The 26135-nt window shown below is 75.7% G+C and carries 18 protein-coding genes; 15 read left to right on the forward strand and 3 right to left on the reverse strand.

All coding sequences use genetic code 11. From position 1 onward, the window contains the following. Positions 1–193: 193 nt before the first annotated feature. The 3 genes from KUM42_RS14195 (at position 194) to KUM42_RS14205 (ending at position 8180) form a co-directional block, all read left to right on the forward strand. A complete protein-coding gene (locus KUM42_RS14195) occupies positions 194–5686 on the forward strand; it encodes a PKD domain-containing protein (protein WP_237493177.1) in 5493 nt (1830 codons plus the stop codon). Positions 5687–5829: 143 nt separating this feature from the next. Further along, on the forward strand, positions 5830–7218 hold the full coding sequence (locus KUM42_RS14200) for a lipopolysaccharide biosynthesis protein (RefSeq protein WP_237493178.1): 1389 nt from the start codon (positions 5830–5832) through the stop codon (positions 7216–7218). After that, positions 7215–8180, forward strand: coding sequence for a glycosyltransferase family 2 protein (locus tag KUM42_RS14205; RefSeq protein WP_237493179.1), 966 nt, complete (start codon positions 7215–7217; stop codon positions 8178–8180). The genes KUM42_RS14200 and KUM42_RS14205 overlap by 4 nt, the downstream gene beginning before the upstream one ends. Positions 8181–8184: 4 nt before the next feature. On the opposite strand, the gene KUM42_RS14210 is transcribed toward KUM42_RS14205, so the two are convergent. Continuing rightward, positions 8185–9195 (reverse strand): hypothetical protein, encoded by a 1011-nt coding sequence (locus KUM42_RS14210; protein ID WP_237493180.1) that lies wholly within the window; start codon positions 9193–9195, stop codon positions 8185–8187. A 116-nt stretch (positions 9196–9311) separates the two neighbouring features. On the opposite strand from KUM42_RS14210, the gene KUM42_RS14215 reads away from it, so the two are divergent. Beyond that, positions 9312–10424: a glycosyltransferase gene (locus KUM42_RS14215; RefSeq protein WP_237493181.1), complete on the forward strand. Its 1113-nt coding sequence runs from the start codon at positions 9312–9314 to the stop codon at positions 10422–10424. 12 nt (positions 10425–10436) lie between these two features. On the opposite strand, the gene KUM42_RS14220 is transcribed toward KUM42_RS14215, so the two are convergent. After that, positions 10437–11693 carry a hypothetical protein gene (locus KUM42_RS14220; protein ID WP_237493182.1) on the reverse strand — a complete coding sequence of 419 codons (1257 nt, stop codon included), beginning with the start codon at positions 11691–11693 and terminating at the stop codon, positions 10437–10439. A 165-nt stretch (positions 11694–11858) separates the two neighbouring features. Here KUM42_RS14220 and KUM42_RS14225 point away from each other — a divergent pair, with 165 nt between their 5' ends. From KUM42_RS14225 to KUM42_RS14255, 7 genes are all read left to right on the forward strand, one after another. Continuing rightward, positions 11859–13307, forward strand: coding sequence for a polysaccharide biosynthesis tyrosine autokinase (locus tag KUM42_RS14225; RefSeq protein ID WP_237493183.1), 1449 nt, complete (start codon positions 11859–11861; stop codon positions 13305–13307). Continuing rightward, positions 13304–13879, forward strand: coding sequence for a low molecular weight phosphatase family protein (locus KUM42_RS14230; protein WP_237493184.1), 576 nt, complete (start codon positions 13304–13306; stop codon positions 13877–13879). Before KUM42_RS14225 ends, KUM42_RS14230 begins: the two co-directional genes overlap by 4 nt. A gap of 143 nt (positions 13880–14022) precedes the next feature. After that, positions 14023–14472 (forward strand): adenylyltransferase/cytidyltransferase family protein, encoded by a 450-nt coding sequence (locus tag KUM42_RS14235; RefSeq protein WP_237493185.1) that lies wholly within the window; start codon positions 14023–14025, stop codon positions 14470–14472. Positions 14473–14597: 125 nt separating this feature from the next. Further along, on the forward strand, positions 14598–18146 hold the full coding sequence (mfd, locus tag KUM42_RS14240) for a transcription-repair coupling factor (RefSeq protein WP_237493186.1): 3549 nt from the start codon (positions 14598–14600) through the stop codon (positions 18144–18146). Positions 18147–18207: 61 nt separating this feature from the next. Beyond that, complete coding sequence (locus KUM42_RS20300) at positions 18208–19110, forward strand: MazG family protein (protein ID WP_237493187.1); 903 nt, start codon at positions 18208–18210, stop codon at positions 19108–19110. A gap of 73 nt (positions 19111–19183) precedes the next feature. Beyond that, positions 19184–20134 carry a glycosyltransferase family 2 protein gene (locus KUM42_RS14250; RefSeq protein WP_237493188.1) on the forward strand — a complete coding sequence of 317 codons (951 nt, stop codon included), beginning with the start codon at positions 19184–19186 and terminating at the stop codon, positions 20132–20134. Positions 20135–20299: 165 nt separating this feature from the next. Then, positions 20300–21577, forward strand: coding sequence for a mechanosensitive ion channel family protein (locus KUM42_RS14255; RefSeq protein WP_237493189.1), 1278 nt, complete (start codon positions 20300–20302; stop codon positions 21575–21577). Here KUM42_RS14255 and KUM42_RS14260 read toward each other — a convergent pair. Next, positions 21568–22536, reverse strand: a complete 969-nt coding sequence (locus KUM42_RS14260) for a hypothetical protein (protein WP_237493190.1) — start codon at positions 22534–22536, stop codon at positions 21568–21570. The two genes, KUM42_RS14255 and KUM42_RS14260, sit on opposite strands and share 10 nt — an antisense overlap. A 77-nt stretch (positions 22537–22613) precedes the next feature. Between KUM42_RS14260 and eno the strand changes: the two genes are divergently transcribed. From eno to KUM42_RS14280, 4 genes are all read left to right on the forward strand, one after another. Next, positions 22614–23900 (forward strand): phosphopyruvate hydratase, encoded by a 1287-nt coding sequence (eno, locus tag KUM42_RS14265; protein WP_237493191.1) that lies wholly within the window; start codon positions 22614–22616, stop codon positions 23898–23900. 8 nt (positions 23901–23908) lie between these two features. Beyond that, positions 23909–24436: a septum formation initiator family protein gene (locus KUM42_RS14270; protein WP_237493192.1), complete on the forward strand. Its 528-nt coding sequence runs from the start codon at positions 23909–23911 to the stop codon at positions 24434–24436. A 168-nt stretch (positions 24437–24604) separates the two neighbouring features. Then, a complete protein-coding gene (locus tag KUM42_RS14275) occupies positions 24605–25183 on the forward strand; it encodes a DUF501 domain-containing protein (protein WP_237493193.1) in 579 nt (192 codons plus the stop codon). Next, positions 25180–26100, forward strand: a complete 921-nt coding sequence (locus KUM42_RS14280; protein ID WP_237493194.1) for a Ppx/GppA phosphatase family protein — start codon at positions 25180–25182, stop codon at positions 26098–26100. Before KUM42_RS14275 ends, KUM42_RS14280 begins: the two co-directional genes overlap by 4 nt. The last annotated feature ends 35 nt before the right edge of the window (positions 26101–26135 follow it).

Raw genomic sequence — 26135 nt, forward strand, 5'->3', positions numbered from 1 at the left:
CCCTCCTCTGCTGTCCGGGCCCGGCCGATCACTGTGAGCAAGCGTTCACTCATGGTGATTAGAGCAGGTCGGAGCCGCGAAGTTCACCTGTTCGGGGACAGGTTCACCCTGGTGGAGTGCGCACCGGGTCACGCATAGTCGTCGTGTTGACCTGCCTCCGCAGGTCGGTTCGCACGGGAACAGGGCGGTCCGCATGTCTGCACGCGTCACCTCGTCATCGAGGCCACTGGTGGCCGGGGTCCTCAGCGCCCTGCTGTTCATCGGCGTCCTCGCCGGCGGCCTGGTGCCCACGGCCGCCAGGGCGGACACGGCCCCCGCGCCGGTCACGCCGACGAACCCGACCACGGTGACGGCCGACCCGCTGCCGACCGTGCAGGTGAACGGCGTCGTCTGGTCGCAGGTGGTCGTCGGCAACCGGGTGTACGTCGCCGGCGAGTTCACCAGCGCCCGTCCGGCCGGTGCCGCCGCGGGGACGCAGGAGACGCCGCGCGGCAACCTGCTCGCCTACGACCTCACCACCGGTGCGCTGATCAGCTCCTGGGCGCCGAGCCTCAACGCCCAGGCCCTCGTGCTCGCCGCCTCGCCCGACGGCTCCCGGCTCTACGTGGGCGGTGACTTCAACCAGGTCACCGTCAACGGCACGGCCACCCGGCGCAACCGGGTCGCCGCCTTCGACACCGCCAGCGGCCAGCTGGTGAGCAGCTTCAACCCCAACGTCACCGGTCAGGTCCGCGCCATCGCCGCGACCAACAGCACCGTCTACCTCGGCGGCAAGCTGACCGCGGTCGGCGGCACCGCGCGCACCGCGCTGGCCGCCGTCACCTCCGCCGGTGCGCTGCTGCCCTGGGCGCCGGTCCCCGGCGTGGGCCCGACCAGCGGCAACCGGCTGCCGTACACGGCGGGGCAGGAGAACCCCAACCTCAAGACCACCAACGCCGTGATGTCGCTGCTGGTCACCCGCGGCGGCAGCCAGGTCGTGGTGGCCGGCCGGTTCTACACGCTGAACAACACGGTCTCCTCCGGCGTCGGCGCGCTGGACGCCACCAGCGGCGCGACCCTGCCCTTCCAGATGGGGCAGATCATCACCAACCAGGGCGTGAACTCCGCCGTCTACAGCCTGTCGACCGACGGCACGAACGTGTACGGCACGGCCTACGACTTCTACGGCCCGGGCAACCTCGAGGGCTCCTTCGCCGCGAACCCCGACGGTGGCGCCCCGGTGTGGATCAACGACTGCCACGGCGACTCGTACTCCAGCGCCCCGCTCAACGGCGCGCTGTACCAGGCCGGCCACCCGCACGACTGCTCGCTGATCGGCGGCTACCCGGAGCAGAACCCGCGGGTCAGCCGGTACGCCACGGCCCTGTCGCTGACCCCCGCCGGCACGGTCTCCGACGGCGCGGACGCCGCGCTGCGCGGCCGGCCGTCCCCGGCGCTGCTGCACTGGTACCCCGACACCACCCCCGGCAGCTACACCGGCTCGGACCAGTCCGGGTGGAGCGTCGCGGGCTCGGGCAACTACCTGCTCTACGGCGGTGAGTTCACCAAGATCGGCGGCGTCGCCCAGCAGGGCCTGGTCCGCTTCGCCATGCCGCAGGTCGCACCCCGCAAGGTGGCGCCGAACGGCAACGACCAGCTGACGCCCAGCGTCGTCTCGCAGACCGCGGGCACCGCCCGCGTCTCCTGGCAGGCGACGTTCGACCAGGACAACCGCGACCTGGTCTACCGCGTCTACCGCAGCGACCGGCCCACCACCCCCGTGTACGAGGTCGGCGCCCCCTCCGCCTGGTGGGACCGCCCCTCGCTGGGCTTCGTCGACACCGGGCTGACGCCGGGCGCGACCTACGGCTACAAGGTGACCGCCGTCGACCCCGACGGGAACACCCGCAGCCGGGGCACCACCACGGTCACCGTCTCCTCGGCCGCGACCGCCGCCTACCCCTCCGCCGTGCTCGCCGACGCCCCCTCCGGCTACTGGCGGCTCGGTGAGCCCACCGGCACCACCCAGTACGACCGGGCCGGGTTCGCCGACATCACCCCCGGTGCCGGACTGAGCGCCACCACGCCCGGTGCCGTCCGCAACGACGCCGACGGTGCGCTGCGCGTCGACGGCGCCGCCAAGGACGCCACGGGTGCGATGACCGGCCGCGCCTCGGCCGGGCTCGCCGCCCAGGCCGCGCCGCAGACCTTCAGCCTCGAGCTGTGGTTCCAGACGACGTCGACCGCCGGCGGCCGGCTGGCCGGGTTCGGCAACTCCCGGACCGGGGAGAACAGCAGCTACGACCGGCAGCTGTACCTGGACACCGCGGGCAAGCTCTCCTTCGGCGTCTACCCCGGCACCACCCGCATCGTGACCTCGCCGACGGCCCTCAACGACGGTCGCTGGCACCACGTGGTGGCCGAGCTGGGCGGCGGCAACCAGGTCCTCTACGTCGACGGGCTGAAGGTGGCCGCTGCCACCGGCGTCGCCGGCGGGCAGGACTACAGCGGCTGGTGGCAGGTCGGTGGCAACAACCTCAACGGGTGGGCCACCAACGGCTACTACACCGGCAACCTGGACGAGGTCGCGGTCTACGGCACCGCGCTGACCACCGCCCAGGTGCGCGCCCACTACGTCGCCGGCGGCGGTTCCCCCGCGGTCAACCCCCGCCCGGCCGACGCCTACGGCGCCCGGGTCTACGACGACGAGCCGAGCCTGTTCTGGCGGCTCGGCGAGACCAGTGGATCGACCGCGGCGAACTCCGCCGACGTCGGCTACCCCGGCACCTACACCAGCACGACGCTGGGGCAGTCCGGTGCGCCGCTGGCCGGTGTCACCGACAGCCGCGGGATCAGCCCGGCGTCCTCCGGTGGGTACGTCACCGGCACCACCCAGGTGATGAGCCCGCAGGTCTTCAGCGAGGAGCTGTGGTTCACCAGCACCAGCACCAAGGGCGGCCGGCTGATGGGCTTCGGCAACGCCCGCACCGGTGGCAGCGGCACCTACGACCGGGCGGTCTACCTGCTCGCCGACGGCCGGCTGCGGTTCACCACGTCCAACGGCACCACGCGGACGGCGGACTCCACGGCCCGGTTCAACGACGGGCAGTGGCACCACGTCGTCGCCTCGATGGGCCCGGCCGGCATGGTGCTGTACGCCGACGGTGCCAAGGTCGGCAGCAACGCCGGTGCCACCGCGGCCGGCAGCTACAACGGCTACTGGCGACTGGGCACGGACAACCTCGGCGACACCGCCAGCTCCCCGTACTTCACCGGCCGTCTCGACGAGGCCGCGGTGTACCCGGTGCAGCTGACCGACGCCCAGGTGGCCGCGCACTTCGCCGCCTCCCGCGGCACGGTCGACCAGCGGCCGACGGCGGCGTTCACCGCCACCGCGACCGACCTGGCCGTGCAGTTCGACGCCGCCGACTCCTCCGACGCCGAGGGCCCGCTCGCGGACTGGCGCTGGACCTTCGGTGACGGCTCGACCGGCACCGGTGTCGCCCCGGCGCACACCTACGCCACGGCCGGCACCTACGCGGTGCAGCTGACGGTGACCGACCGCGCAGGTGGCACCGGCACGCTCACCCAGCAGGTCACGGTCACCGCACCGCTGCCCAACCAGGTGCCCACGGCGGCCTTCACGGCCACCGCCACCGGGCTGACCGCGCAGCTGGACGGCGGCGCCTCGACCGACCCCGACGGCACGGTCGCGGCCTGGGACTGGGCGTTCGGCGACGGCACCACCGGCACCGGGGCGACCACGTCGCACACCTGGCCGGCGACCGGCACCTACGCCGTGGTCCTCACGGTGACCGACGACGACGGGGCGACCGCCTCGACGACCCGTCAGGTGACCGTGACGGCGCCGAACAAGGCGCCGACGGCGGCCTTCACCTCGACGGTGTCGGGTCTGTCGGCGGCCTTCGACTCCGCCGGTTCCGCCGACGTCGACGGGCAGCTCGTGGCCCGGGCGTGGGACTTCGGTGACGGGGCGACCAGCGGTGTGGCGGCTCCCTCGCACACCTACGCCGCCGCAGGGACGTACGCGGTGAAGCTGACGGTGACCGACGACGACGGCGCCTCGGCGACCGTGACCCAGTCGGTGACGGTCTCGGCGGGCCCGGCCTCCGTGGTGGCCGACCGGTTCGAGCGGAGCGTGGCCTCCGGGCTGGGCGCCGCGGAGACCGGCGGCACCTGGACGGTCTCGGGTGGCACCGCGGTGTCGGCGTCCGTCGCCGGTGGCGTGGGTCAGCTGGTGGTCTCCCGGGCCGGGCAGACCGCGACGGCCGCGCTGAGCTCGGTGTCGGTGGCCGACGTGGCGTTCCAGACCACGGTGGTCCTGCCGGCGGCGCCGACCGGCGGTGGCACCTACGTGACGCTGGCGGCCCGGCGGGTCGGCGCGGACCAGTACCAGGTGGTGGCGAAGTTCCTGGCCGACGGCCGGGTGACGCTGACGCTCAACCGGGTCTCCGGTGGGGTGACCACCGCGCTCAAGGGCGTGACCGTGCCGGGCCTGACCTACGTGGCCGGCGCGAAGGTCAACCTGCTGCTGGACGTCGCGGGCTCCGGGACGACGACGCTGCAGGCGGCGGCGTGGCCCGCCGGCCAGGCACGGCCGGCCTCCCAGCTGACCGCGACCGACACCACCGCCTCGCTGCAGGCGGCGGGCTCGCTGAGCGTGGCCGGCTACGTCTCCGGCTCGTCCACCGCACTGCCGGTCACCGTCCAGCTCGACGACCTGTGGGCCGGTGTCGCCGGTGCCAGCCGTCCGCAGGACCCGACGGCCCCGACGGTCAACAAGGCGCCGACGGCGGCCTTCACCTCCGCGGTGTCGGGTCTGTCGGTGTCGGTGGACTCCGCGGGTTCGTCCGACGCGGACGGGCGGGTCGTGGCCCGGGCGTGGGACTTCGGTGACGGGGCGACCAGCGGCCTCGCGGCGCCGTCGCACACCTACGCCGCAGCCGGGACGTACGCGGTGAAGCTGACGGTGACCGACGACGCCGGTGCGACCGGGTCGGTGACGCGGTCGGTGACGGTGTCGGCGGGTCCGCCGTCGGTGGTGGCCGACCGGTTCGAGCGGAGCGTGGCCTCGGGGCTGGGCTCGGCGGAGACCGGTGGCGCCTGGACCGTCTCGGGTGGCACGGCGGTGTCCGCGTCGGTCGGGAACGGCGTGGGGTCGCTGGTGGTCTCCCGGGCCGGGCAGACCGCGACGGCCGCGCTGAGCTCGGTGTCGGTGGCCGACGTGGCGTTCCAGACCACGGTGGTCCTGCCGGCGGCGCCGACCGGCGGTGGCACCTATGTGACGCTGGCGGCCCGGCGGGTCGGCGCGGACCAGTACCAGGTGGTGGCGAAGTTCCTGGCCGACGGCCGGGTGACGCTGACGCTCAACCGGGTCTCCGGTGGGGTGACCACGGCGCTGAAGGGCACCACCGTGGCCGGCCTGACCTACGTGGCCGGTGCCAAGGTGAACCTCCTGCTGGACGTCGCGGGCTCCGGGACGACGACGCTGCAGGCCGCGGCGTGGCCGGCCGGTCAGCCGCGGCCGGCGTCCCAGCTCAGTGCCACCGACACCACCGCCTCCCTGCAGGCGGCGGGTTCGCTGAGCGTGGCCGGCTACGTCTCCGGCTCGTCCACCGCGCTGCCGGTCACCGTCCAGCTCGACGACGTCTCGGCCGGTCCCGCGGGGAGCACCCCGCAGGGCTGATCCCGCACCACCCGCGCGACCTCGGCGGGCCGGTCTCCCCCCTTGGGGCTGACCGGCCCGCCGAGCCACGTCCGGGGCCCGGTCACCGTGCCACGCTGGCCGGGACCGGCTCTGCGCCGGCGACGACAGGAGGGCACCGCGGGATGACGACCGTCCTGGACCCGGCACCCGGGCGGACGCCCGAGCCGGCGCTGTGGCGCGCGGTGCTGCGCAGCGGGGGCACCCGGCTGCTCGTGCTGCCGGTCTCCGCGCTGCTGGGCATCGTGGTCACCCGGCTGGTGCTCGACGAGTGGGGCACCGGCGCGTTCGCCCAGTACGGCCTGCTCGTCAGCCTCGGCGCGCTGCTGCCCTTCGCCGACCTCGGCCTGTCCGCCGCGGTCGTCAACGCCGTCGCCGGCAGCCCGGACCCGGCGCACGACCGGCACGTGCACGGGGTGCTGGTCACCACCGTCCGCGTCCTGCTGGGCTCGGCCGCGGTGCTCTCGGCCCTGGTGCTGGCCGTGGCCGCCGCCGGCGCGTGGCCGGCGCTGCTGGGCCCGGGCCTGCTGCCCGGCTCGGGACCCGTCGCCGCCACGCTGTGCTTCCTGCTCATCGCGCTGGCGCTCCCGGTGGGCTTCGGCCAGCGGCTGCTCACCGGGCTGGGCCGCAACCACGTCGCCGTCGCCGTCAACGGCCTGCAGACCCCGCTGCTGCTCGCCGTCCTCGCCGTCGTCGTCTGGACCGGCGCGCCGGCCGGGGGCTACGTGGCCGTCCTCGCCTACGCGGTGACCGCCGTCCTGGCCGTGCTCTGCACCTGGTCGGCGGCGCGCACGCTGCACCCGGCCGTGGGCCGGGCGCTGCGCGACGTGCCCCGGTTCCGGACCGTGCGCGGTGAGCGGGTCTCGGACCTGGCCTGGCCGATGCTCGTGCAGATGATCGCCCTGCCGCTGGCGATGCAGACCGACCGGATCGTGCTCAGCCACCAGGCGGGGCCGGAGACGCTGGCCGAGTACAACCTGGCCGCGCAGATGTTCACCCCGATCTGGGCGCTGGTCAGCGCCGCCGGCATCACGCTGTGGCCGGCCTACCGCCGCCGCCGCGCCCAGGGCCTCGACGAGTCACCGGCCCGGATGAGCCTGGCCTTCGGCGCCGCCGCCGGTGCCGTCGCCGTCGTCATCGCGGTGGCCTCACCGCTGCTGGCCGACGTCGCCTCCGGCGGCCGGATCACCCTCGGCTGGGGGCTGGTCGGCGCCTTCGTGCTGCTGATGACCCTGCAGGGGCTCAAGTACCCGGCCGGCATGTACCTCACCGACGCCCCCGGCCTGCGGTTCCAGGCCGGCATGGTCTGCCTGATGCTCCCGGTCAACCTCGGGGTGTCCTGGGTGCTGGCCGGCCGCATGGGCGCGGCCGGGCCGGTGCTCGGCTCCGCCCTGGGCGTCGCGCTGTTCCAGGTGCTGGCCAACGCGCTCCGGGTCCGCCGGCTGCTCCGGCACCGGGCCGCGGACGCAGCGGCCGCCCGCCCCGACGCCCCCGTCCTCCAGGAGGAGACATGACCACGACCGACGTCCCGCCGACGACGGTGCGCACGACGCAGCTGGTGGTGGCGCTGGCCACCTACCGCCGTCCCGACGAGCTGCGCGGACTCCTCCCGGCCCTGGTCGAGCAGCTGGCCGACGTCGCCGACCTCGTCGGGACCGCCGGCGTGCTGGTGGTCGACAACGACCCCGAGGCCAGCGCCCGGACGCTGCTCGAGGAGTGGTCGGGCACCGCCGTGCGGTACGTGCACGAGCCGGAGCCCGGCATCGCCGCGGCCCGCAACCGCGCGCTGGCCGAGGCGGGCACCAGCGGGACCCTGGTCTTCATCGACGACGACGAGGTGCCGCACCCCGGCTGGCTGCGTGCACTGCTGGACACGCAGGCCGCCACCGGGGCCGCCGCCGTCGCCGGGGCCGTGGTCAGCGCCTACGACGGCGAGCTGCTGCCCTGGGTCGCCGCCGGTGACTTCTTCCGCCGCCGCCGGCTGCCCACCGGCACGCCGATCGAGGTGGCCGCCACCAACAACCTGCTGCTGGACCTGGCCGTGGTCACCCGCCTCGGCCTGCGGTTCGACGCCGCCTTCGGCATCAGCGGCGGCAGCGACACGCTCTTCACCCGGCAGCTGACCCGCTCGGGCGCCCCGATGGTCTGGTGCGACGAGGCGGTCGTCACCGACCGGGTGCCCACCGCCCGGCTGACGCCGCGCTGGGTGCTCGCCCGCGCCTACCGGCTGGGCAACTCCGCCACCCGCGTCGACCTGGTGCTCGCCGGCACGCCGCGCGAGCGGCTGCAGGCGCAGTCCCGCGGGCTGGCCCGGGGCGCGGTGCGGGTCGCCGGCGGCTCGGCCCGCGCGCTCGCCGGGCTCGTCACCGGCAGGCCGCGGCACCAGGCCCGCGGCCTGCGCACCGCCGCCCGCGGGCTCGGCATGGCCGCCGGCACCGTCGGGCTGGTCTACCAGGAGTACCGCCGGCGCAGCTGACCGGTCAGCGGCGCCGGCGCGCGTCCGTCGCGAGCCGGTAGGCGGTGAGGTGGTCGGCACCGGCCCGGTCCCACTCGCGGGCGGAGAGGTCCGGGCGCCCCGGGGGCAGCGTGCCGGCCAGCGCGGCGGCGAGGACCTGCGCGGTCAGCTCGCCGGTGTGCCGGTGCACCCACTCCTCGCCCACCTCGGCGGCCAGCTGCCGGCTGACCTCGTTGTCCGGCAGCAGCACCGGCCGGTCCAGCGACAGCGCCATCAGCGCCACCCCGGAGTTGTGCATCTCCCGGTAGGGGAGCACCACCAGCTGGGCGCGGGTGACGGCCGCGACCAGCGCCGCGTCGTCGAGGAAGCGCAGGTCGGTCTCGACCCGGTCGTCGCAGGCGGCCACCGCCGCGATCGCCTCGCCCAGCGCCGCGTCGGCCGGGTTGCCGGCCACCTCCAGCCGCGCCTGCGGCAGCACCTCCGCCGTCCCGGCGAACGCCCGGACCAGCCCCTCCACGTTCTTGTACGGCCGGATCAGCCCCACGAACGCCGCCCGTCCCGGCTCGGCCGGGTGGTGGTCGTGGCCGGCGAACCAGTCGCGGTAGTGCCCGTGCAGCACCGTGACCGCGGGCGTCCCCGGCGGCACGGGCGTCTCGTCGTTGAGCCGGACGACGGCCGCCGTCCGGCTCAGCAGCGCGGCCAGCACCCAGCCCTCGACCCGGCTGACCGGGGTGTGCGGGGCGACGTTGTGCAGCGTGCGCACCACCGGGGTGCGGCGCAGGTGCAGCCGCAGCGCGAGCAGCGCGGCCAGCACCAGCCGCCGGGCCACCTTCGGGCGGCTGGAGGCGCGCAGCAGCACCTCGGGCCAGTGCACGTGCAGCACGTCGTAGCGGGCGGTGAGCGCCCGGCGCCAGCTGAAGGTGAGCACCTCGACGCCGTCGGTGGCGGCCAGCGCGGCCCGCAGCATGTGCAGGTAGGGGTTGGTGGTCGCCCGGGGCTCCGGGAAGGACTGCAGCACCGTCAGCCGGGACTCCACCGCTCCGGTCCTCCTCGCCTCGCCGCGCCGTCAGCGCCCCGGCGGGGCCACGCCGACGGGACCCTAGTCTGCTCGGCGAGCCTCCGGCCGGAGGTGGGACGGTGGCGGGGGAGACGATGAGCGGTCCGGTGCGGCGTCAGGTCAAGCTCTTCGCCCAGCTGCGCAGCGCCCACCTGGAGCGGGCCCACCAGGGCGAGCCGGCCACCGTCTTCCACCGCGACCGGCGGTTCGACTTCGACGAGACGCTGCTGCCCGGGCTCGACGTCCGGCAGCTGGGGGCGCTGGCGACCGGGTGGGCGCTGTTCCGCTCGGCGGCCGAGGTCGTGGAGGTCAACGAGCCGCTGATGGCCCACGGCCTGGTGCGCACCTCGGTGGCCCTGGCGGCGCTGGACGCGCGCCGGCTGCTGCGGCGGCGGGACGCCCTGGTGGTCAGCTACGCCATCGAGAACCGCGACCCCTTCCGGTCCCCGGCCGGCACCGGGCTGCGCACCCGGGTGCGGCGCAGGGTGGAGCGTCGGCTGGCCGGGCACGTGAGCCGGCACCTGGACCGGCTGGCCTTCGGGACGCCGGACGCCGAGGAGCTGTACGCGACCCTGCTGGGCCCGGCGCTGCGGCGCACCACCACGCGGGCGGTGCCGGCGGTGTCCGCCGCCTGCGACTGCCTGTCCGGCGCGGACACCGGCTCGGCCGGCGGGGAGGGGCTGGTGGTCTTCCTCGGGGCGCTGGGCGCGCGCAAGGGCGTGCCGCAGCTGATGGCCGCCTGGCCCGAGGTGGCCCGGCGCCGCCCGGGGACCCGGCTGGCGCTGCGCGGGGCGGGTCCGCTGGCCGCGGAGGTCGCGGCCTGGACGCACACGGTCCCCGGTGTTGACCTGGTCGAGGGGGCGTCCCGTCAGGAGGTGCACGCCCTGCTGCGCCGGGCCGACGTCCTGGTCCTGCTGTCCCAGCCGACGCCGACGTGGCGCGAGCAGGTCGGGCTGCCGCTGGTCGAGGCGCTGGCCCACGGGTGTGCCGTGGTGACCACCTCCGAGAGCGGGCTCGCGCCCTGGCTGGCGGCGCACGGCCACCGCGTCCTGTCGCCGGCGGCCGCCCCGCAGGAGGTCGCGGACGCGGTGCTGGCCGCGCTGTCCGAGGCCCGGCCGCGGGCGTCGGTGCTGGCCGACCTGCCGGCCGAGGACGGCCGGCTGGCCGCCGAGCGCTGGCTGACCGGGGCGCGGGACCACGCGGCCTGAGCCGGCGACGCCTCAGCGCACCGCCGGTGCGGCCTCCCTGCGGGTGCGCTCGTGCCGGCGGAGGCCGAGCAGCACCGCGAGGAGCACCGCGGTCGCGTTCCACTGCAGGACGTCGAAGGAGAAGAACAGCACCACGACCACCAGCGCGGCCGGCCGGGTGGCGCGGTCGCCGCGGAGCAGGCCGACGACCACCGCGGCACCGAGGGCCAGCACGCCGAGCAGCCCGCCCAGGGCCAGGGTCGTGACGAACTGGTTGTCGACGGCGAAGAACCCGTCGGTCTGCAGGTACCCCTGGGCGAAGAGCCGCTGCAGCGAGCCCGTGCCGCTGCCCAGCAGCGACTCGACGAGCGGGCGGTCCAGCAGCCGGCCGGCGGCGTCGAGCGCACCGAGCCGGTGGGTCAGCGAACCGGTGCCCTCCAGGCTCGACACGGCGCGCAGCGAGGTCACGTCGACGGCGACCACCGCGGCGGCTCCGGCCAGGACGCCGACGCACCGCCACACCGGGGCCAGCCGGACCACCCCGGGGACGACGAGGGTGCACACCAGCGCGACGACCAGTGCCAGCGCGGCGCTGCGGCTGCCCGACAGCAGCACGCCACCGGTGCAGGCCACGGCGGCCAGCAGCCGGACCGGCCGGCTCCAGCCGTGCGCGGCGGTGAGGCTGAGCACCGCGGCGACCGCCAGCAGGGTGCCCAGCGGGATCGGGTGGGCCATGGTGCCCGTCGCCCGGCCGGCCAGCGCGGGCAGCAGGTCGTTGGTGCCGAAGGTGCTGCCCGACCGGCCGAGGTAGCCCCAGGGCGCGGCCAGGCCCAGCAGGCTGCTGGCCGCGGCGACCGCGGCCTCGGCCAGCGCGAGGAGGACCACGCCGCGGACCAGCACCGGGGCGTCGGCGGGGTCGCAGGCAGCGGCCAGCGCGCAGCAGCCCACCAGCAGCGCGCCGGTGAGCAGCGCCGGCACGAGCTCCAGCAGGGTGCCGTCGTGGCCGCTGGACACCGCGGCGCAGGCGAGGGAGAGGCCGAGGAGCAGCGTCGGGGCGGTCCAGCGCACCCGGTGGCGGTGCCAGGCCACGGCGTTGAGCACCAGCCCGAGCAGCACCACGGTCAGTCCCCAGACGACCTTGGGCGGCGCGGCCACCGACGGCACGAGGGCCCAGGTCCCCAGCACGGCCAGCAGCACCAGCGGCGGGCTCACCAGCGGGCCGCCGGGACGCGCTGCACCCGGGCCCCGGAGAGCTGCGCGGCCGGTCGGGCCGGCGTCCAGGAGGGCCATGACCCGAGTCTCCCGGCGCCCCGGGAGACCCGGAACGGGTCCTCACCGCTTCGGGTGAGAGGCGCTCTCCCTGCGGTCCGACCGTGGGTAGCTTCCGCTGAACGGAGATCGGTGGGGCCGTCCGGGCACCGACGCCGAGCCGACGTCCACGTCCGGAGGAGCCCGATGAGCGCGCAGCAGTACCTCGAGATGCTCCAGCGCCGATGGCGGTGGCTGGTGGCCGCCGTCCTGGTCGGCCTGGTGCTGGCCGCCGGCAGCTCGCTGCTGGCCACCCCCACCTACCGGGCCACCAGCAGCCTGTTCTTCTCGCTGCAGACCGGCAACAGCGGCAACGACCTGGCCCAGGGCGCGAACTACACGCAGGGCCAGGTCGCCTCCTACGCGCTGCTGGCCCGCACCCCGGCCGTCCTGCAGCCGGTGGTCGACGAGCTGGGCGGGGGCACCACGGTGCGCGGCCTGGCCGGGCAGGTGTCGACGTCCGTCGTCCCCGACACCGTCGTCGTCGAGGTCGCCGTCAGCGACCCCGTGCCCGCCCGCGCCGCCGAGCTCGCCAACGCCGTCGCCGCGCAGCTGGTGGTCACCGTCGAGGACCTCGCGCCCGTCGGTGCCGACCGGCAGCCCACCGTGCAGGCCACGCCTGTCTCGCCGGCCGTGGCGCCCAGCTCGCCGGCCACCCCCCGCACCACGATGGACCTCGTCGTCGGCCTGCTCGTCGGGCTGCTGGTCGGCCTGGTCGCGGTCGTGCTGCGCGACCTCACCGACACCCGCATCCGCACCGCCGAGGACCTGCGCCGGGTCACCTCCGTGCCGCTGCTCGCCGGGCTGGACACCCCGCCGGACGGCGCCGGCGGCCGCGACCTCGCCGTCGTCACCGACCCGCACGGCCGCCGGGCCGAGGCCTTCCGGTCGCTGCGCACCTCCGTGCAGTTCCTGGCCGAGCGCGACCGTGCGCTCTCGCTGGTCGTGACGTCGTCCCGGGCGGGGGAGGGCAAGTCGACCGTCGCGGCCAACCTGGCCCTGGCCCTGGCCGAGGCCGGTGTGCGGGTCGCCCTGGTCGACGCCGACCTGCGCCGCCCCTCGGTGGCCACCACCCTGGACCTGGAGGCCGCCGCCGGCCTGACCACCGTGCTCATCGGCCAGGCCGAGCTGGACGACGTGCTGCAGGAGTGGGGACCGGCAGGTCTGCACGTGCTCACCACCGGGCCGCTGCCGCCCAACCCGAGCGAGCTGCTGGGCTCCCCGGCCATGGCCTCGGTGCTCGCCGAGCTGGAGGCCACCCACGACGTGGTCGTGCTGGACACCGCGCCGCTGCTGCCGGTCACCGACGGCGTCGTGCTGTCCCGGCTGGCCTCGGGGACGCTCATGGTGGTCGACGCCCACCGCACCAGCCGGGCGCAGGCCGGTGCCGCACTGCAGTCGCTGGCCACCGTGGACTCCCGCGTCGTCGGCGTGGTGCTCACCCACGCCCCGCAGCGGGACACCGAGGTCTACCGCTACGAGCAGGCGCCGGGGGCCGCGGTGCTGCCGGAGACCCCCGCGGTGAGCCCGGCCGGCCTCGTCCCGGCGCCGCGCACCGACCGGTCGCGAGCACTGCCCGGGCGGTCGCGGCGGTGACCACCCGCGTGCTGGTGGTCTGCACCGGCAACGTGTGCCGCTCGCCGGCCGCCGAGCTGCTGCTGCGCGACCGGCTGGGTGCCGCCGACGTGGACGTCGCCAGCGCCGGCGTGCACGCCCTGGCCGGGCAGCCGGTCGACCCGCCGGTGGCCGAGCTGCTGGCCGAGCGCGGGGTGTCCCCGGAGGGCTTCCGGGCCCGTCAGCTCGACCCGGCCGAGGCCGGCGCCGCCGACGTCGTGCTCACCATGACCCGGGAGCACCGCGCCGCGGTGGTCCGCGCCCGGCCCGGGGCGGTCCGCCGCACCCTGCTGCTGCCGGAGGCCGCCGAGGCCGCCGCCGCGATCGCCCGCGAGGGCTGGCCCGCGGACCTGCCCGACGTCGCCGCCCGGCTGGCCGCGCTGCCCCGGCTGGCGACCCGCCACCGGGGTGCTGCGACGGCTGCTGCGGCGGCCGAGGTGCCCGACCCGCACCGGCAGTCGGCGGCGGTGCACCGCAGCACCGTCGACCTGCTCGCCGGGGCCGTCGACACCCTCGTCACCGCACTGGGCACAGGTGCCCGCCCGATCGGGTGAAGCACCTCCCCGGTGCTCGCGCTGGGTGACGCCACGCGGCTACGTTGACCGGGCGGCTCGATGAACGGCCAGGTCAGCGCTCAGAGACTGACCACTCAGCGTGATCTCACCGACCGCCCCCACCCAGCACCAGGAGGACTCCCGTGACCGTTGTCGGCTACGCACCCGGCGCGTACGACCTCTTCCACGTGGGGCACCTGAACATCCTCCGGCACGCCGCGGAGCACTGCGACCACCTCATCGCCGGGGTCGTCTCCGACGAGATGCTGCTGCTGACCAAGGGCCGCCTGCCGGTGGTGCCGCTGGCGGAGCGGATGGAGATCGTGGGCAACCTGCGCTTCGTCGACGGGGTCCACGCCGAGGTCGTGCCGGACAAGATCGACACTTGGCGCGAGGTGCAGTTCGACGTGATCTTCAAGGGCGACGACTGGCGGGGCACCGCCAAGGGCGACAAGCTCGAGGCCGACTTCGCCGCCGTGGGCGTGGCCGTGCACTACTTCCCGTACACCATGCACACCTCCTCCACGCTGCTGCGCAAGGCGCTGGCCAGCCTGGACGCCGCCCGGCCCGCGACCGCCACCGCGCTGGTCTGACCGGCCTGCGGGCCCTGCTCCGCGACGGGCCCGCGGGCCTCCCGCCAGCGGGTTAACCTGGCAGGTGGCCCCCGCGCGCACCCGGCGCGTCGTGTGCGGCCCCCAGAACCGGGAGTGTCCTCACCGTGAGCCTGCGCGGCGTGCTCGACGTCGTCCTGACCGACCCCGGCATGGCCTCGGTGGTGCAGCACGCGGGGCAGGCCCAGCTGGCGGTCACGGCACCGCCCTCGGTCCAGCCGCTGGTGGCCGCCGCCCTGGCTGCCCGCCGCCCTGGTGGCGCCGCCGTCCCGGTGCTGGTGGTCACCGCCGGCGAGCGGGACGCCGACGCGCTGGCCTCGCTGCTGCGCTGCTTCGTGCCCGACTCCCGGGTCGAGGTCTTCCCGGCGTGGGAGACGCTGCCGCACGAGCGGCTGAGCCCCCGCGCGGACACCGTCGGCCGCCGGCTGGCCGTGCTGCGCGACCTGACCCACCCCGGCGCCAACGGCGGGATCGACGTCCTGGTCGCCCCGGTGCGCAGCGTGCTGCAGCCGCTGGCCCCGGGCCTGGGCGACCTGGTGCCGGTCGAGCTGGCGCCGGGCCAGTCCGCCGAGCTCGACGACGTGGCGCAGGCGCTGTCCGACGCCGCTTACGTGCGGGTGGAGCTGGTCGAGAAGCGGGGCGAGTTCGCTGTCCGCGGTGGGCTGCTCGACGTCTTCCCGCCCACCGAGCAGCACCCGGTGCGCGTGGAGTTCTGGGGCGACGAGGTCGACGAGCTGCGGTACTTCTCCGCCGCCGACCAGCGCTCCCTCGACGAGCGCCCCGAGCGGCTGTGGGCCCCGCCGTGCCGTGAGCTGCTGCTCACCGACGAGGTGCGCGCCCGCGCCGTCCAGCTGGCGGTCGACCACCCGGAGCTCGCCGAGGTCGCCGGCAAGCTGGCCGAGGGCATCGCCGTGGAGGGCATGGAGTCCCTCATCCCCGCCCTGATCGGCGGCGAGGCGATGCAGCTGCTCACCGACCTGGTGCCCGCCGGCACGCACGTGCTGGTCTGTGACCCCGAGCGGGTGCGCAGCCGCGCCGCGGACCTGGTGCGCACCGCCGAGGAGTTCCTCGCCGCCTCCTGGCAGACCGCCGCCGAGGCCGGCCAGGCGCCGATCGACCTGGGCGCCTCCTCCTTCCAGGACCTCGGCGACGTCGAGGACGCCGCCCGCGGTCGCGGCCTGCCCTGGTGGACCACCGGCACCTTCACCCTCGCGACAGAGGACGACGAGCAGCACGTGACGCTGGACGCCACCGGCGTCGAGCGCTTCCACGGCGACCAGGAGCGCGCCTTCGAGGCGCTGCGGACGTGGGGCCGCGACGGCTGGCGGGTGGCGCTGACGTTCGCGGGCCCCGGCCCCGCCCAGCGCGCCGCCGACCAGCTCACCGAGGCCGACCTGGGCGCCCGGCTCGTCCCGGGCATCGAGGACGCCCCGACCGCCGGCGCGCCGTTCGTGACCCAGGGGAACCTGGAGGCCGGGTTCGCGTTCCCCGCGGTCGGGCTGGCGCTGCTCACCGAGGGCGACCTCACCGGCCAGCGCGGCACCTCGATGAAGGACGCCACCAAGATGCCGGCCCGCCGGCGCAACGCCGTGGACCTGGTGCAGCTGCAGCCCGGTGACCTGGTGGTGCACGAGCAGCACGGCATCGGCCGGTACGTGGAGATGGTCAGCCGCACCGTGCACGGCGGCCAGCGCGACTACCTCATCGTCGAGTACGCCCCGGGCAAGCGGAACCAGCCGCCGGACCGGCTCTTCGTGCCCACCGACGCCCTGGACCAGCTGACCCGCTACGTCGGCGGCGAGGCCCCGTCGCTGTCGAAGCTGGGTGGCGCGGACTGGCAGAAGACGAAGGCCTCGGCCCGCAAGGCGGTCAAGCAGATCGCCGCGGAGCTGATCCGGCTGTACTCCGCCCGGATGGCCAGCAAGGGCCACGCCTTCGGCCCGGACACCGTCTGGCAGCGCGAGCTCGAGGACGCCTTCCCGTTCCAGGAGACCCCGGACCAGCTGGCCGCGATCGACGAGGTCAAGGCCGACATGCGCCAGCCCGTGCCGATGGACCGGATCATCTGCGGCGACGTCGGCTACGGCAAGACCGAGATCGCCATCCGGGCGGCGTTCAAGGCGGTGCAGGACGGCAAGCAGGTCGCCGTCCTGGTGCCGACGACGTTGCTGGCCAACCAGCACTTCAAGACGTTCTCCGAGCGGATGGCCCAGTTCCCGGTCACCGTCGCGGTGCTCTCGCGCTTCCAGTCGACGACCGAGTCCAACGAGACGCTGCGCAAGCTGGCCGACGGCGAGGTCGACATCCTGGTCGGCACGCACCGGCTGCTGCAGCCCACCACCCGGTTCAAGGACCTCGGGCTGGTGATCGTCGACGAGGAGCAGCGCTTCGGCGTCGAGCACAAGGAGTACCTGAAGACGATGCGGACGGCGGTCGACGTCCTGTCGATGTCCGCGACGCCGATCCCGCGCACCCTGGAGATGAGCCTCACCGGCATCCGGGAGATGTCGACGATCCTCACCCCGCCGGAGGAGCGGCACCCGGTGCTGACCTACGTCGGCGCCTGGGAGGACAAGCAGATGGCCGCCGCCATCCGCCGCGAGCTGCTGCGCGACGGCCAGGTGTTCGTCATCCACAACCGGGTGCAGTCGATCGACAAGGCCGCGGCCAAGATCCGCAACCTGGTGCCCGAGGCCCGCATCGCCGTGGGCCACGGGCAGATGAAGGAGCACGAGCTCGAGAAGATCATGGTCGGCTTCTGGGAGAAGGAGTACGACGTCCTGATCGCCACGACCATCGTCGAGTCGGGCCTGGACATCCCCAACGCCAACACCCTGATCGTCGACCGGGCCGACATGTTCGGCCTCTCCCAGCTGCACCAGATCCGCGGGCGCGTGGGCCGTGGCCGCGAGCGCGCCTACGCCTACTTCACCTACGACCCGACGCGGCCGCTGACCGAGACCTCGGTCGACCGGCTGACCACCATCGCCAACAACACCGACCTCGGGGCCGGCATGGCGGTGGCGATGAAGGACCTGGAGATCCGCGGCTCGGGCAACCTGCTGGGCGGCGAGCAGTCCGGGTTCATCGCCGGCGTCGGCTTCGACCTCTACGTGCGGCTGGTCGGTGAGGCGGTGAGCGACTACCGCGCCCAGGCGACGGGGGAGTCCCCGGCGGTGGAGCCGGCCGACGTCCGGGTCGACCTGCCCGTCGACGCGCACCTGCCGCACGACTACCTGCCCGGCGAGCGGCTGCGGATGGAGGCCTACCGCAAGGTCGCCAGCGTGCAGGACGACGAGCAGGCGCAGGCCGTGCTCGACGAGCTCACCGACCGCTACGGCCCCGCGCCCGACCCGGTGCTCAACCTGCTCGCCGTGGCCCGGTTCCGCGCGGCGATGCGGGCGCTGGGGGTCACCGAGGTGTCGATGCAGGGCCGCAACGTCCGCGTCGGGCCGGTCGAGCTGCGCGAGTCCCAGGTGATGAAGCTGTCCCGCCTCGCCGAGGGCGCCAGCTACAAGGAGGCGGTGCGCACCGTGTCGATCAAGGTCCCCATCGGGCCCGACCGCCGCACCCCGCTGCGGGACGTCGCCCTGCTGGAGAAGCTGCACGCACTCCTCACCGCCGTCCTCGCCCAGCCCGTCGCCGTCGCCAGCTGACGTGGTGGAGTCCCAGCGCTCGGAGGACGCAGCGCTGGGACTCCATCAGCACAATGGGCGGGTGCCGACCTTCGTGACCGTCAGCCCGCACCTGCCCGGCCTGCTCGGCCCCGCCGGCTGGCGGGCGGTCGCCGCGACCGACCGGCTGGTCGCCCTGCCCGGCGCGGCCGCCACCGCCGAGGCGCTGCGCGCGGCCGGGACGCCGGTCACCGACGTGGCCTCCCTGGCCGAGGTGCCCGCGGGCGCGGTCTGCCTGCTCACGGCGGCCGAGGTCCCCGAGGGCGCCGATGTCGTGGCCGGTGCCCCCGAGCCGGCCGGCGTCCGGCTGCTGGACGTCGTCGCGGTCATGGACCGGCTGCGCTCACCCGGCGGCTGCCCCTGGGACGCCGAGCAGACCCACGCCTCGCTGCGCGGCTACCTGCTGGAGGAGGCGCACGAGGCCTACGACGCGATCGTCGAGGAGGACCCCGCCGGCATGCGCGAGGAGCTCGGCGACGTCCTGCTCCAGGTCGTCTTCCACGCCCGGGTCGCCCAGGAGGCGCCGTTCGGCGTGCCCTTCGACGTCGACGACGTGGCCGGTGACCTGGTCGACAAGCTGGTGCGCCGGCACCCGCACGTGTTCGCCGACGCCGGCCCCCGCGACGTCGCGCAGGTCGAGGCCGGTTGGGACGAGATCAAGAAGGCGGAGAAGCAGCGCCGCTCGCCCACCGAGGGCGTCTCCCGCTCACAGCCGGCCACCTCGTGGGGCGCGGCGCTGGCCGGCCGGGCCGCCCGTGCCGGGCTGCCCACCCCGCCCGCCGGCGAGCTCACCGCCACCGACCCCGCCGAGCTGGGGGAGCAGCTGCTCGGGATCGTCGTCGCCGCCCGCGACCGCGGCTGGGACGCCGAGGACGCGCTGCGCACCGCCGTCCGCCGGTACGCCGACGACCTCGACACCGCCGCGCACGTCCGCACCGACGGCTGACCGGCTCCCCCCGACGGGGGACGCAGCACCCGCGGGCGGTCCGCGGGCCGCCCGGCACCCCGACGATGGGCCGGTGACCGTCGCCAGTGCTCCCGCGCGGACGGCCGTCGTCGTCGTCAACTACGGGTCCCACCGCCTGCTCGCCGAGAACCTGCCCGGGCTGGGCGGCCGCCCCGACACCGCGGTGGTGGTGGTCGACAGCCGGCACTCCGACGCCGAGCGGACCGCCGTCACCGGGCTGGCGGCCGACCACGGCTGGGTGCTCGTCCCGCTGGCCGGCAACCCGGGCTTCGGGGCCGCCGTCAACGCCGGGGCCGACCGCGCCCGTGAGCTCGGGGCGCAGACCGTCGTGCTGCTCAACCCCGACGCCGTGCTGCCGATGACCGCGCTCGACGGCCTGGTCGCCGCCGTCGCCGACGACCCCCGGGCGCTGGTGTGCCCGCTGGTCGAGGACGCCGACGGGGCCGTCTGGTTCGCCGGCGGTTCGCTGGACTGGGCCGACGGCCGCACGCGCACCCGCGGCGTCGACGTGACCACCGTCGACCACCCCTGGGTCACCGGCGCCTGCCTGGCGTTCTCCCTCGCGCTGTGGGACGAGGTCGGCGGCTTCGACGACCGGTACTTCATGTACTGGGAGGACATCGACCTCAGCCACCGGGTGCAGGCCGCCGGTGGCCGGCTCGTCGTCCGCCGCGACCTGGTCGCCACCCACCTGGTCGGCGGCACGCAGGCCGGCGAGGGCAAGTCCGACCTCTACCTCCGCTACAACTGCCGCAACCGGCTGCTGTTCGCCGCCCAGCACCTGCAGGACGACGAGCTCGCCGGCTGGCTGCGCAGCTCCCCGGCGCACGCGCGGCGGGTGCTGCTGCGCGGTGGCCGGCGGGCGCTGTTGCGTCGTCCCGTCGGTCAGGTGCTGGCGGCCGTCCGGGGCACGGTCGAGGGGCTGCTGCTCGTCCGCTCGGTGCGCGCCGGCGGCCCGGCAGCACGCACGACGTCCGTGGGCGTCACGTCGACCCCGGTGTGACCCTGCCGGAGCGCTCGTCCCGCGTGCGCTGACCCGGCGCCCCGCTGTGGGTGAACACACGGCCGGGACGGCGGTCGGGCCCCGCAGGCGCACCTAACGTGGAGGGTTCCGGCCAACGGCGTGCCCGGTCCACCCGTCCCCGCCACCGCCAGGAGCCGCTGCCGCATGCCCACGACGTCCCTGACCCCGTCCGCCGCCGAGGACACCGTCTCGCAGGTGCTGCCGCAGGCGACCTGGCTGCTGCTCCTGGTCGTGGTCGGGGCAGCCCTGGCCGCCTGGTGCGTCGCGGTCGCCATCGGCGTCGTGGTGCGCCGCCTGGCCCGCCGCAGCGCGGCCGCCGCCGACCTGTCCCGGCGCGGTCGCCGTCCGCTGCGGGTGCTGCTGGTCCTGATCGCGGTCACCGTGGTGCTGGACTCGGCGACCGGGGTGGGGGAGTGGCGGGACGTCGTCGTCCGGGTGCTGGGGCTGGCGCTGATCGCGGTGGCGGCCTGGCTGGTGGCGGTGGCGGCCTTCGTGGTCGAGGACCTCGCGCTGGCCCGCTACGACGTCGACGTCGTGGACAACCGGCACGCCCGCCGGGTGCGCACCCAGGTGACGCTGGTGCGCCGGGTGACCGTCGCGGTGCTGGCCCTGCTCGCGATCGCCGGGATGCTGCTGACCTTCCCCGCCGCGCGGGCCGCCGGCACCTCGATCCTGGCCAGCGCCGGCGTGCTGTCGATCGTGGCCGGCCTCGCGGCGCAGACCTCGCTGGCCAACGTCATCGCCGGGCTGCAGCTGGCCTTCACCGACGCCATCCGGGTCGACGACGTCGTGGTCGTGCAGGAGGAGTGGGGTCGGATCGAGGAGATCACGCTGACCTACGTCGTCGTCCACGTCTGGGACGACCGGCGGCTGGTGCTCCCGTCCACCTACTTCACGACCACGCCCTTCCAGAACTGGACGCGCACCGAGTCCGCCGTCCTCGGCTCGATCGAGATCGACGTCGACTGGACGACGCCGTTCGACGAGATGCGCACCGCGCTGGACCGCATGCTGGACGAGAACAACCTGTGGGACGAGCGGGTCAAGGTCCTGCAGGTCACCGACGCGGTGAGCTCGGTGATCCGGGTCCGGGTGCTGGTCAGCGCGAAGGACGGGCCGACCCTGTTCGACCTGCGCTGCCAGGTGCGCGAGGCCCTGGTGGTGTGGCTGCAGCGCGAGCACGGCGCCTCGCTGCCGCGGGTGCGCACCGAGGGCGTCGGCGGGTTCGGCGCCGAGCGGGTGCCCGCCCGTCCGGTGGGGGAGCCCGCGGAGGGGGTCAGCCCGCCGAACGCCGGGCTGTTCACCGGCAGCGTCGAGGCCCGGGAGCGGTCCAGGGCCTTTGCCGGCCCCAGCCCCGAGGAGCTGGCCGAGCGGTCCCGCAACACCGCCGAGTCCCGGGACGAGCCGCCGGCTCAGCCTTGAGAGGTGGCGCTCGGGTCGGAACCGAGCAGCTGCGGCAGCCAGAACAGCACGGTCGCCGCCAGCACCGTCGCGGCCAGGAAGCCGGGCACCCCGCTGCCGTCGACGTAGGCCCACAGCAGCCCCAGCACCGGGGCCAGGAACGGCAGGACGCCGTCGGCACGGGCCTGCCGGGCCAGCCCCAGGTCGGCGGCGTCCGGGACGACGGCGGCCTGCCGCACCTGCCCGCGGGGCTCCTTGCCGCGCAGCCGGCCCGAGGGCCAGACCTCCGCGCCGTCCAGGACCGGCAGCACGACGCGGCCGCGGGCCGGGTCGCCGTGCACCGTGACCGGTGTCCCCGGCGCCAGCCGGTCCACCTCCGGCGCCCAGTGCACCGGCAGCCAGCGCCGTCCCGCCGACGTCGACAGCTCCAGCCAGCTGCGCACCAGCAGGCCCTGGGCGACCACGACGTGGGTGGCCGGCACCGTCGTCGCCGGGCGGTGGCGCAGCCGCGGCCGCCCGAGCAGCCGGGCCAGGGTGAGGACGCCGGCCACCACGACGACCAGCGCCACCACCACCAGCCCGAAGACGACGTCGCGCAGCGTGCCGTCCGCGGCGTCCCCGTCGGTGTGCACCAGCGCCCGCACGCCGGTCGGGGCCGCCGGGTCGTAGCGCACGGTCAGCGTCGCGCCCACCGGCACCGGCAGCGGCCGGGGCAGCTCGACGAGCCCGTCGCGCTGCGCGCCGGTCGCGTCGGGGAAGGAGACCTCGAGCCCGCGGCCGTCCGGTGCGGCCCCCGTGCCGGTGACCGTGGCCGGGGCGGTGGCGCTCGCCGCGGCCAGCGGCTCGCGCAGCGACCCCAGTCGCACCCCGAGCGCGACCAGCAGGACCAGGCCGACGAGGAGCACCGGCACCAGGCCGAGCAGCAGCTGGCGGGCGGCGCGGCGGTGCGGTCGCGGCGGGGGAGGGACGGCGGCGGTCATCGCCGGTCATGGTCGCAGGCTCCCCGGTCCCGGCGCGGTGTGTCCGCCCAGCCGCCGGGCTGGCTAGGCTGCAGACCGTGGCCAGCATCGAAGCCGTAGGCGCCCGAGAGATCCTCGACTCACGAGGGAACCCCACCGTGGAGGTCGAGGTCGCCCTCGACGACGGGACGATCACCCGGGCCGCCGTGCCCAGCGGTGCGTCCACCGGGGCCTTCGAGGCGGTGGAGCTGCGCGACGGCGGCACCCGCTACGGGGGCAAGGGCGTGACCCAGGCCGTCGACGGCGTCCTGGACGTCATCGGCCCCGAGCTCGTCGGCTTCGAGGCCGCCGAGCAGCGGCTGGTCGACCAGCGGCTCATCGACCTCGACGGCACCCCCGACAAGTCCCGCCTGGGCGCCAACGCGATCCTCGGCGTCAGCCTCGCCGTCGCGAAGGCCGCGGCCGAGTCCGCCGGCCTGCCCCTGTTCCGCTACGTCGGCGGCCCGTCGGCGCACCTGCTCCCCGTGCCGATGATGAACATCGTCAACGGTGGCGCCCACGCCGACAGCAACGTCGACGTCCAGGAGTTCATGATCGCCCCGATCGGCGCGGGCTCCTTCGCCGAGGCGCTGCAGGTCGGCACCGAGACCTACCACGCGCTCAAGGCCGTGCTGAAGAAGCGCGGGCTGTCCACCGGCCTGGGCGACGAGGGCGGCTTCGCCCCGTCGCTGCCCAGCAACCGCGACGCCCTGGACCTGATCGTGGAGGCCGTGCAGAACGCCGGCTACACGCCCGGCACCGACATCGCCTTCGCCCTGGACGTCGCGGCGAGCGAGTTCCACAGCGCCGAGGGCTACGCCTTCGAGGGCGCGACGAAGACCTCCGACCAGCTCGTCGAGTACTACACCGGCCTGGTCGACGCCTACCCGATCGTCTCCATCGAGGACCCCCTCGACGAGGAGGACTGGGACGGCTGGGTCGCCATGACCGCCGCGCTCGGCGACCGGGTGCAGCTCGTCGGCGACGACCTGTTCGTCACCAACCCCACCCGGCTGGCCGACGGCATCGCCCGCGGTGCGGCGAACGCGCTGCTGGTGAAGGTCAACCAGATCGGCACGCTCACCGAGACCCTCGACGCGGTCAACCTGGCCCACCGGGCCGGCTACCGCTCGATGATGAGCCACCGGTCCGGCGAGACCGAGGACACCACGATCGCCGACCTCGCCGTCGCCACCGACTGCGGCCAGATCAAGACCGGTGCCCCGGCCCGCAGCGAGCGCGTCGCCAAGTACAACCAGCTGCTCCGGATCGAGGAGGAGCTGGACGAGGCCGCGCGCTACGCCGGCGCCGCCGCGTTCCCGCGGCTGGCCGCCCGCCAGGGCTGACCCACCCCGTGAGCACTGCCCGCACCCGTCGCGCCCGGCCCGGTGGCTCCCGCCGCCGGACCTCGTCGCGGCCGGTGCGGGCAGGCTCCCGCGGCTCGGCCGACAGCCGGCCCGGCCGCCGCACCACCCGCAGCCCGGCCCGCACCACCCCCGTCCGCCGCGGCCCGCGGTTCACCGGCCGCGCGGTGCTGCTCGCCGGCATGGTGCTGCTGCTGGCCCTGACCCTCGCGGGTCCGCTGCGGCAGTACGTGGCCGGCCGCCAGCAGCTGGCCGAGCTGGCCGCCGAGCAGGGCGCGCTGTCCCAGCGCGCGGCCGACCTGCAGGCGCAGCTGGACCAGCGGTCCGACCCCGCCTACATCGAGCAGCAGGCCCGCGAGCGGCTCACGCTCGTGCCGCCGGGCAGTCGGCTGGTCATCGTCGGTGACGCCGGCGACCCCGGCGACCGGGCGCAGGCGCCCGCCGGTCTGCCCGACCCCGCCGCTCCGCTGCCCTGGTACGAGGCCCTCCTGGACTCGGTGGCCCGAGCCGACGGCTGACGTAGGAGGACCGCCTCGCCCCTCGGCCCGAGACTCGTCCCGAGCGTGCGGGGGACCTCGTCGCGAGGCCCTGCTTGGGTGTCCGCCCTCCGCCCGCGTGAGGCGGGGCGGGGCCCCGGCGAGGGGGCCGTGCACGTCCGGGTGGCCGCCTCCCGCAGACTCGGGGGTGTGAGTGAGCGCCCGACCGGAGAAGAGACCAGCCCCGCCGCCCCCGCGCCGGTGGTGGCCCCGCCGTCCCCGCCGGTCACCGCGGAGGAGCGTGCGGTCATCGCCCGCCAGCTCGGCCGGCCGCCGCGCGCGCTCGTCGGGGTGGCGCACCGCTGCCCGTGCGGCCAGCCCGACGTCGTGGAGACCTCGCCGCGGCTGGAGGACGGCACCCCGTTCCCCACGCTGTACTACCTGACCTGCCCGCGGGCGACCGCCGCGGCCAGCCGGCTGGAGTCCGCGGGCCGGATGCGGGAGTGGCAGGACGAGCTGGGCACCGACCCCAGGCTCGCCGCCGCCTACCTCGCCGCGCACGAGAGCTTCCTGGCCACCCGGGACGCCCGCGACGTGCTGCCCACCCCGGCCACCGCCGGTGGTATGCCCGACCGGGTCAAGTGCCTGCACGCCCTCGCCGGCCACGCGCTCGCCGCGGGCCCGGGTGTGAACCCCATCGGTGACCGCGCGGTCGCCGAGATGGGGGAGTGGTGGGCCGCCGGCCCCTGCGCCCAGCCGAGCCCCACCGACCCGGAGGACGTGCGATGAGGGTCGCTGCCATCGACTGCGGCACCAACTCGATCCGGCTGCTGGTCGCCGACGTCCCGCCCGAGGGCCCGGCCACCGACCTGCTGCGCCGGATGGAGGTCGTCCGGCTCGGCCAGGGCGTCGACGCCACCGGCCGCCTGGCGCCCGAGGCGATCGAGCGCACCCGCGTGGTGCTCGCCGAGTACGCCGCCCAGGCCCGCGAGCTGGGCGCCGAGCGGGTGCGGATGGTCGCCACCAGCGCCAGCCGGGACGCCGCCAACCGCGGTGACTTCGAGCAGATGGTGCTCACCACGCTCGGCCAGCTGCCCGACGTCGTCCCCGGGGTGGAGGAGGCCGGGCTGTCCTTCCTCGGGGCGACCGCGTCGCTGTCGGACATCACCGCGCCGTACCTGGTCGTCGACATCGGCGGCGGGTCGACGGAGTTCGTGCTCGGCGACGCCGGCGGGGTGCGCGCCGCCCGCTCGGTCGACATCGGCTGCGTGCGGCTCACCGAGCGGCACCTGCGCAGCGACCCGCCGCCGCCGGACGAGGTGCAGGGCGCCGAGGCCGACATCCGGGCCGCCCTCGCCCTGGTCGCCGCCGACGTGCCGGTGGGGGAGGCGGTCACGCTGGTCGGGGTGGCCGGCACGGTCACCACCGTCGCCGCGCTCGCCCTCGGCCTGCCCGCCTACGACCCCGACGCCATCCACGGATCGCGCATCCCGGTCGCCGCCGTCCGGTCCGTGGCCGCCGGGCTGCTCACCGCCACCCGGGCCAAGCGGGCTGCGTACCCGGTCATGCACCCGGGCCGGGTCGACGTCATCGGCGCCGGATCGCTGATCCTGCGGGTGATCATGGACGCCTTCGACCTCGACGAGGTCGTCGTCAGCGAGCACGACATCCTCGACGGCATCGCCCTCCGCCTCGCCCGCGGCTGACGCCGTCCACAGCCGGGAGGACCCCCTCCTCCCCG

The organism is Modestobacter sp. L9-4 (genome assembly GCF_019112525.1).
In the GTDB taxonomy this organism is placed as follows: Bacteria; Actinomycetota; Actinomycetes; order Mycobacteriales; family Geodermatophilaceae; genus Modestobacter.

Excerpts from the sequence above, each read along its gene's own strand:
- KUM42_RS14200 (WP_237493178.1), top strand. The coding sequence starts at position 5,830 with ATGACGACCGTCCTGGACCCGGCACCCGGGCGGACGCCCGAGCCGGCG.
- KUM42_RS14215 (WP_237493181.1), top strand. The coding sequence starts at position 9,312 with ATGAGCGGTCCGGTGCGGCGTCAGGTCAAGCTCTTCGCCCAGCTGCGC.
- KUM42_RS14220 (WP_237493182.1), bottom strand. The coding sequence starts at position 11,693 with ATGGCCCTCCTGGACGCCGGCCCGACCGGCCGCGCAGCTCTCCGGGGC.
- KUM42_RS14255 (WP_237493189.1), top strand. The coding sequence starts at position 20,300 with ATGCCCACGACGTCCCTGACCCCGTCCGCCGCCGAGGACACCGTCTCG.
- KUM42_RS14195 (WP_237493177.1), top strand. The coding sequence starts at position 194 with ATGTCTGCACGCGTCACCTCGTCATCGAGGCCACTGGTGGCCGGGGTC.
- KUM42_RS14225 (WP_237493183.1), top strand. The coding sequence starts at position 11,859 with ATGAGCGCGCAGCAGTACCTCGAGATGCTCCAGCGCCGATGGCGGTGG.
- KUM42_RS14280 (WP_237493194.1), top strand. The coding sequence starts at position 25,180 with ATGAGGGTCGCTGCCATCGACTGCGGCACCAACTCGATCCGGCTGCTG.
- KUM42_RS14260 (WP_237493190.1), bottom strand. The coding sequence starts at position 22,536 with ATGACCGCCGCCGTCCCTCCCCCGCCGCGACCGCACCGCCGCGCCGCC.
- KUM42_RS14205 (WP_237493179.1), top strand. The coding sequence starts at position 7,215 with ATGACCACGACCGACGTCCCGCCGACGACGGTGCGCACGACGCAGCTG.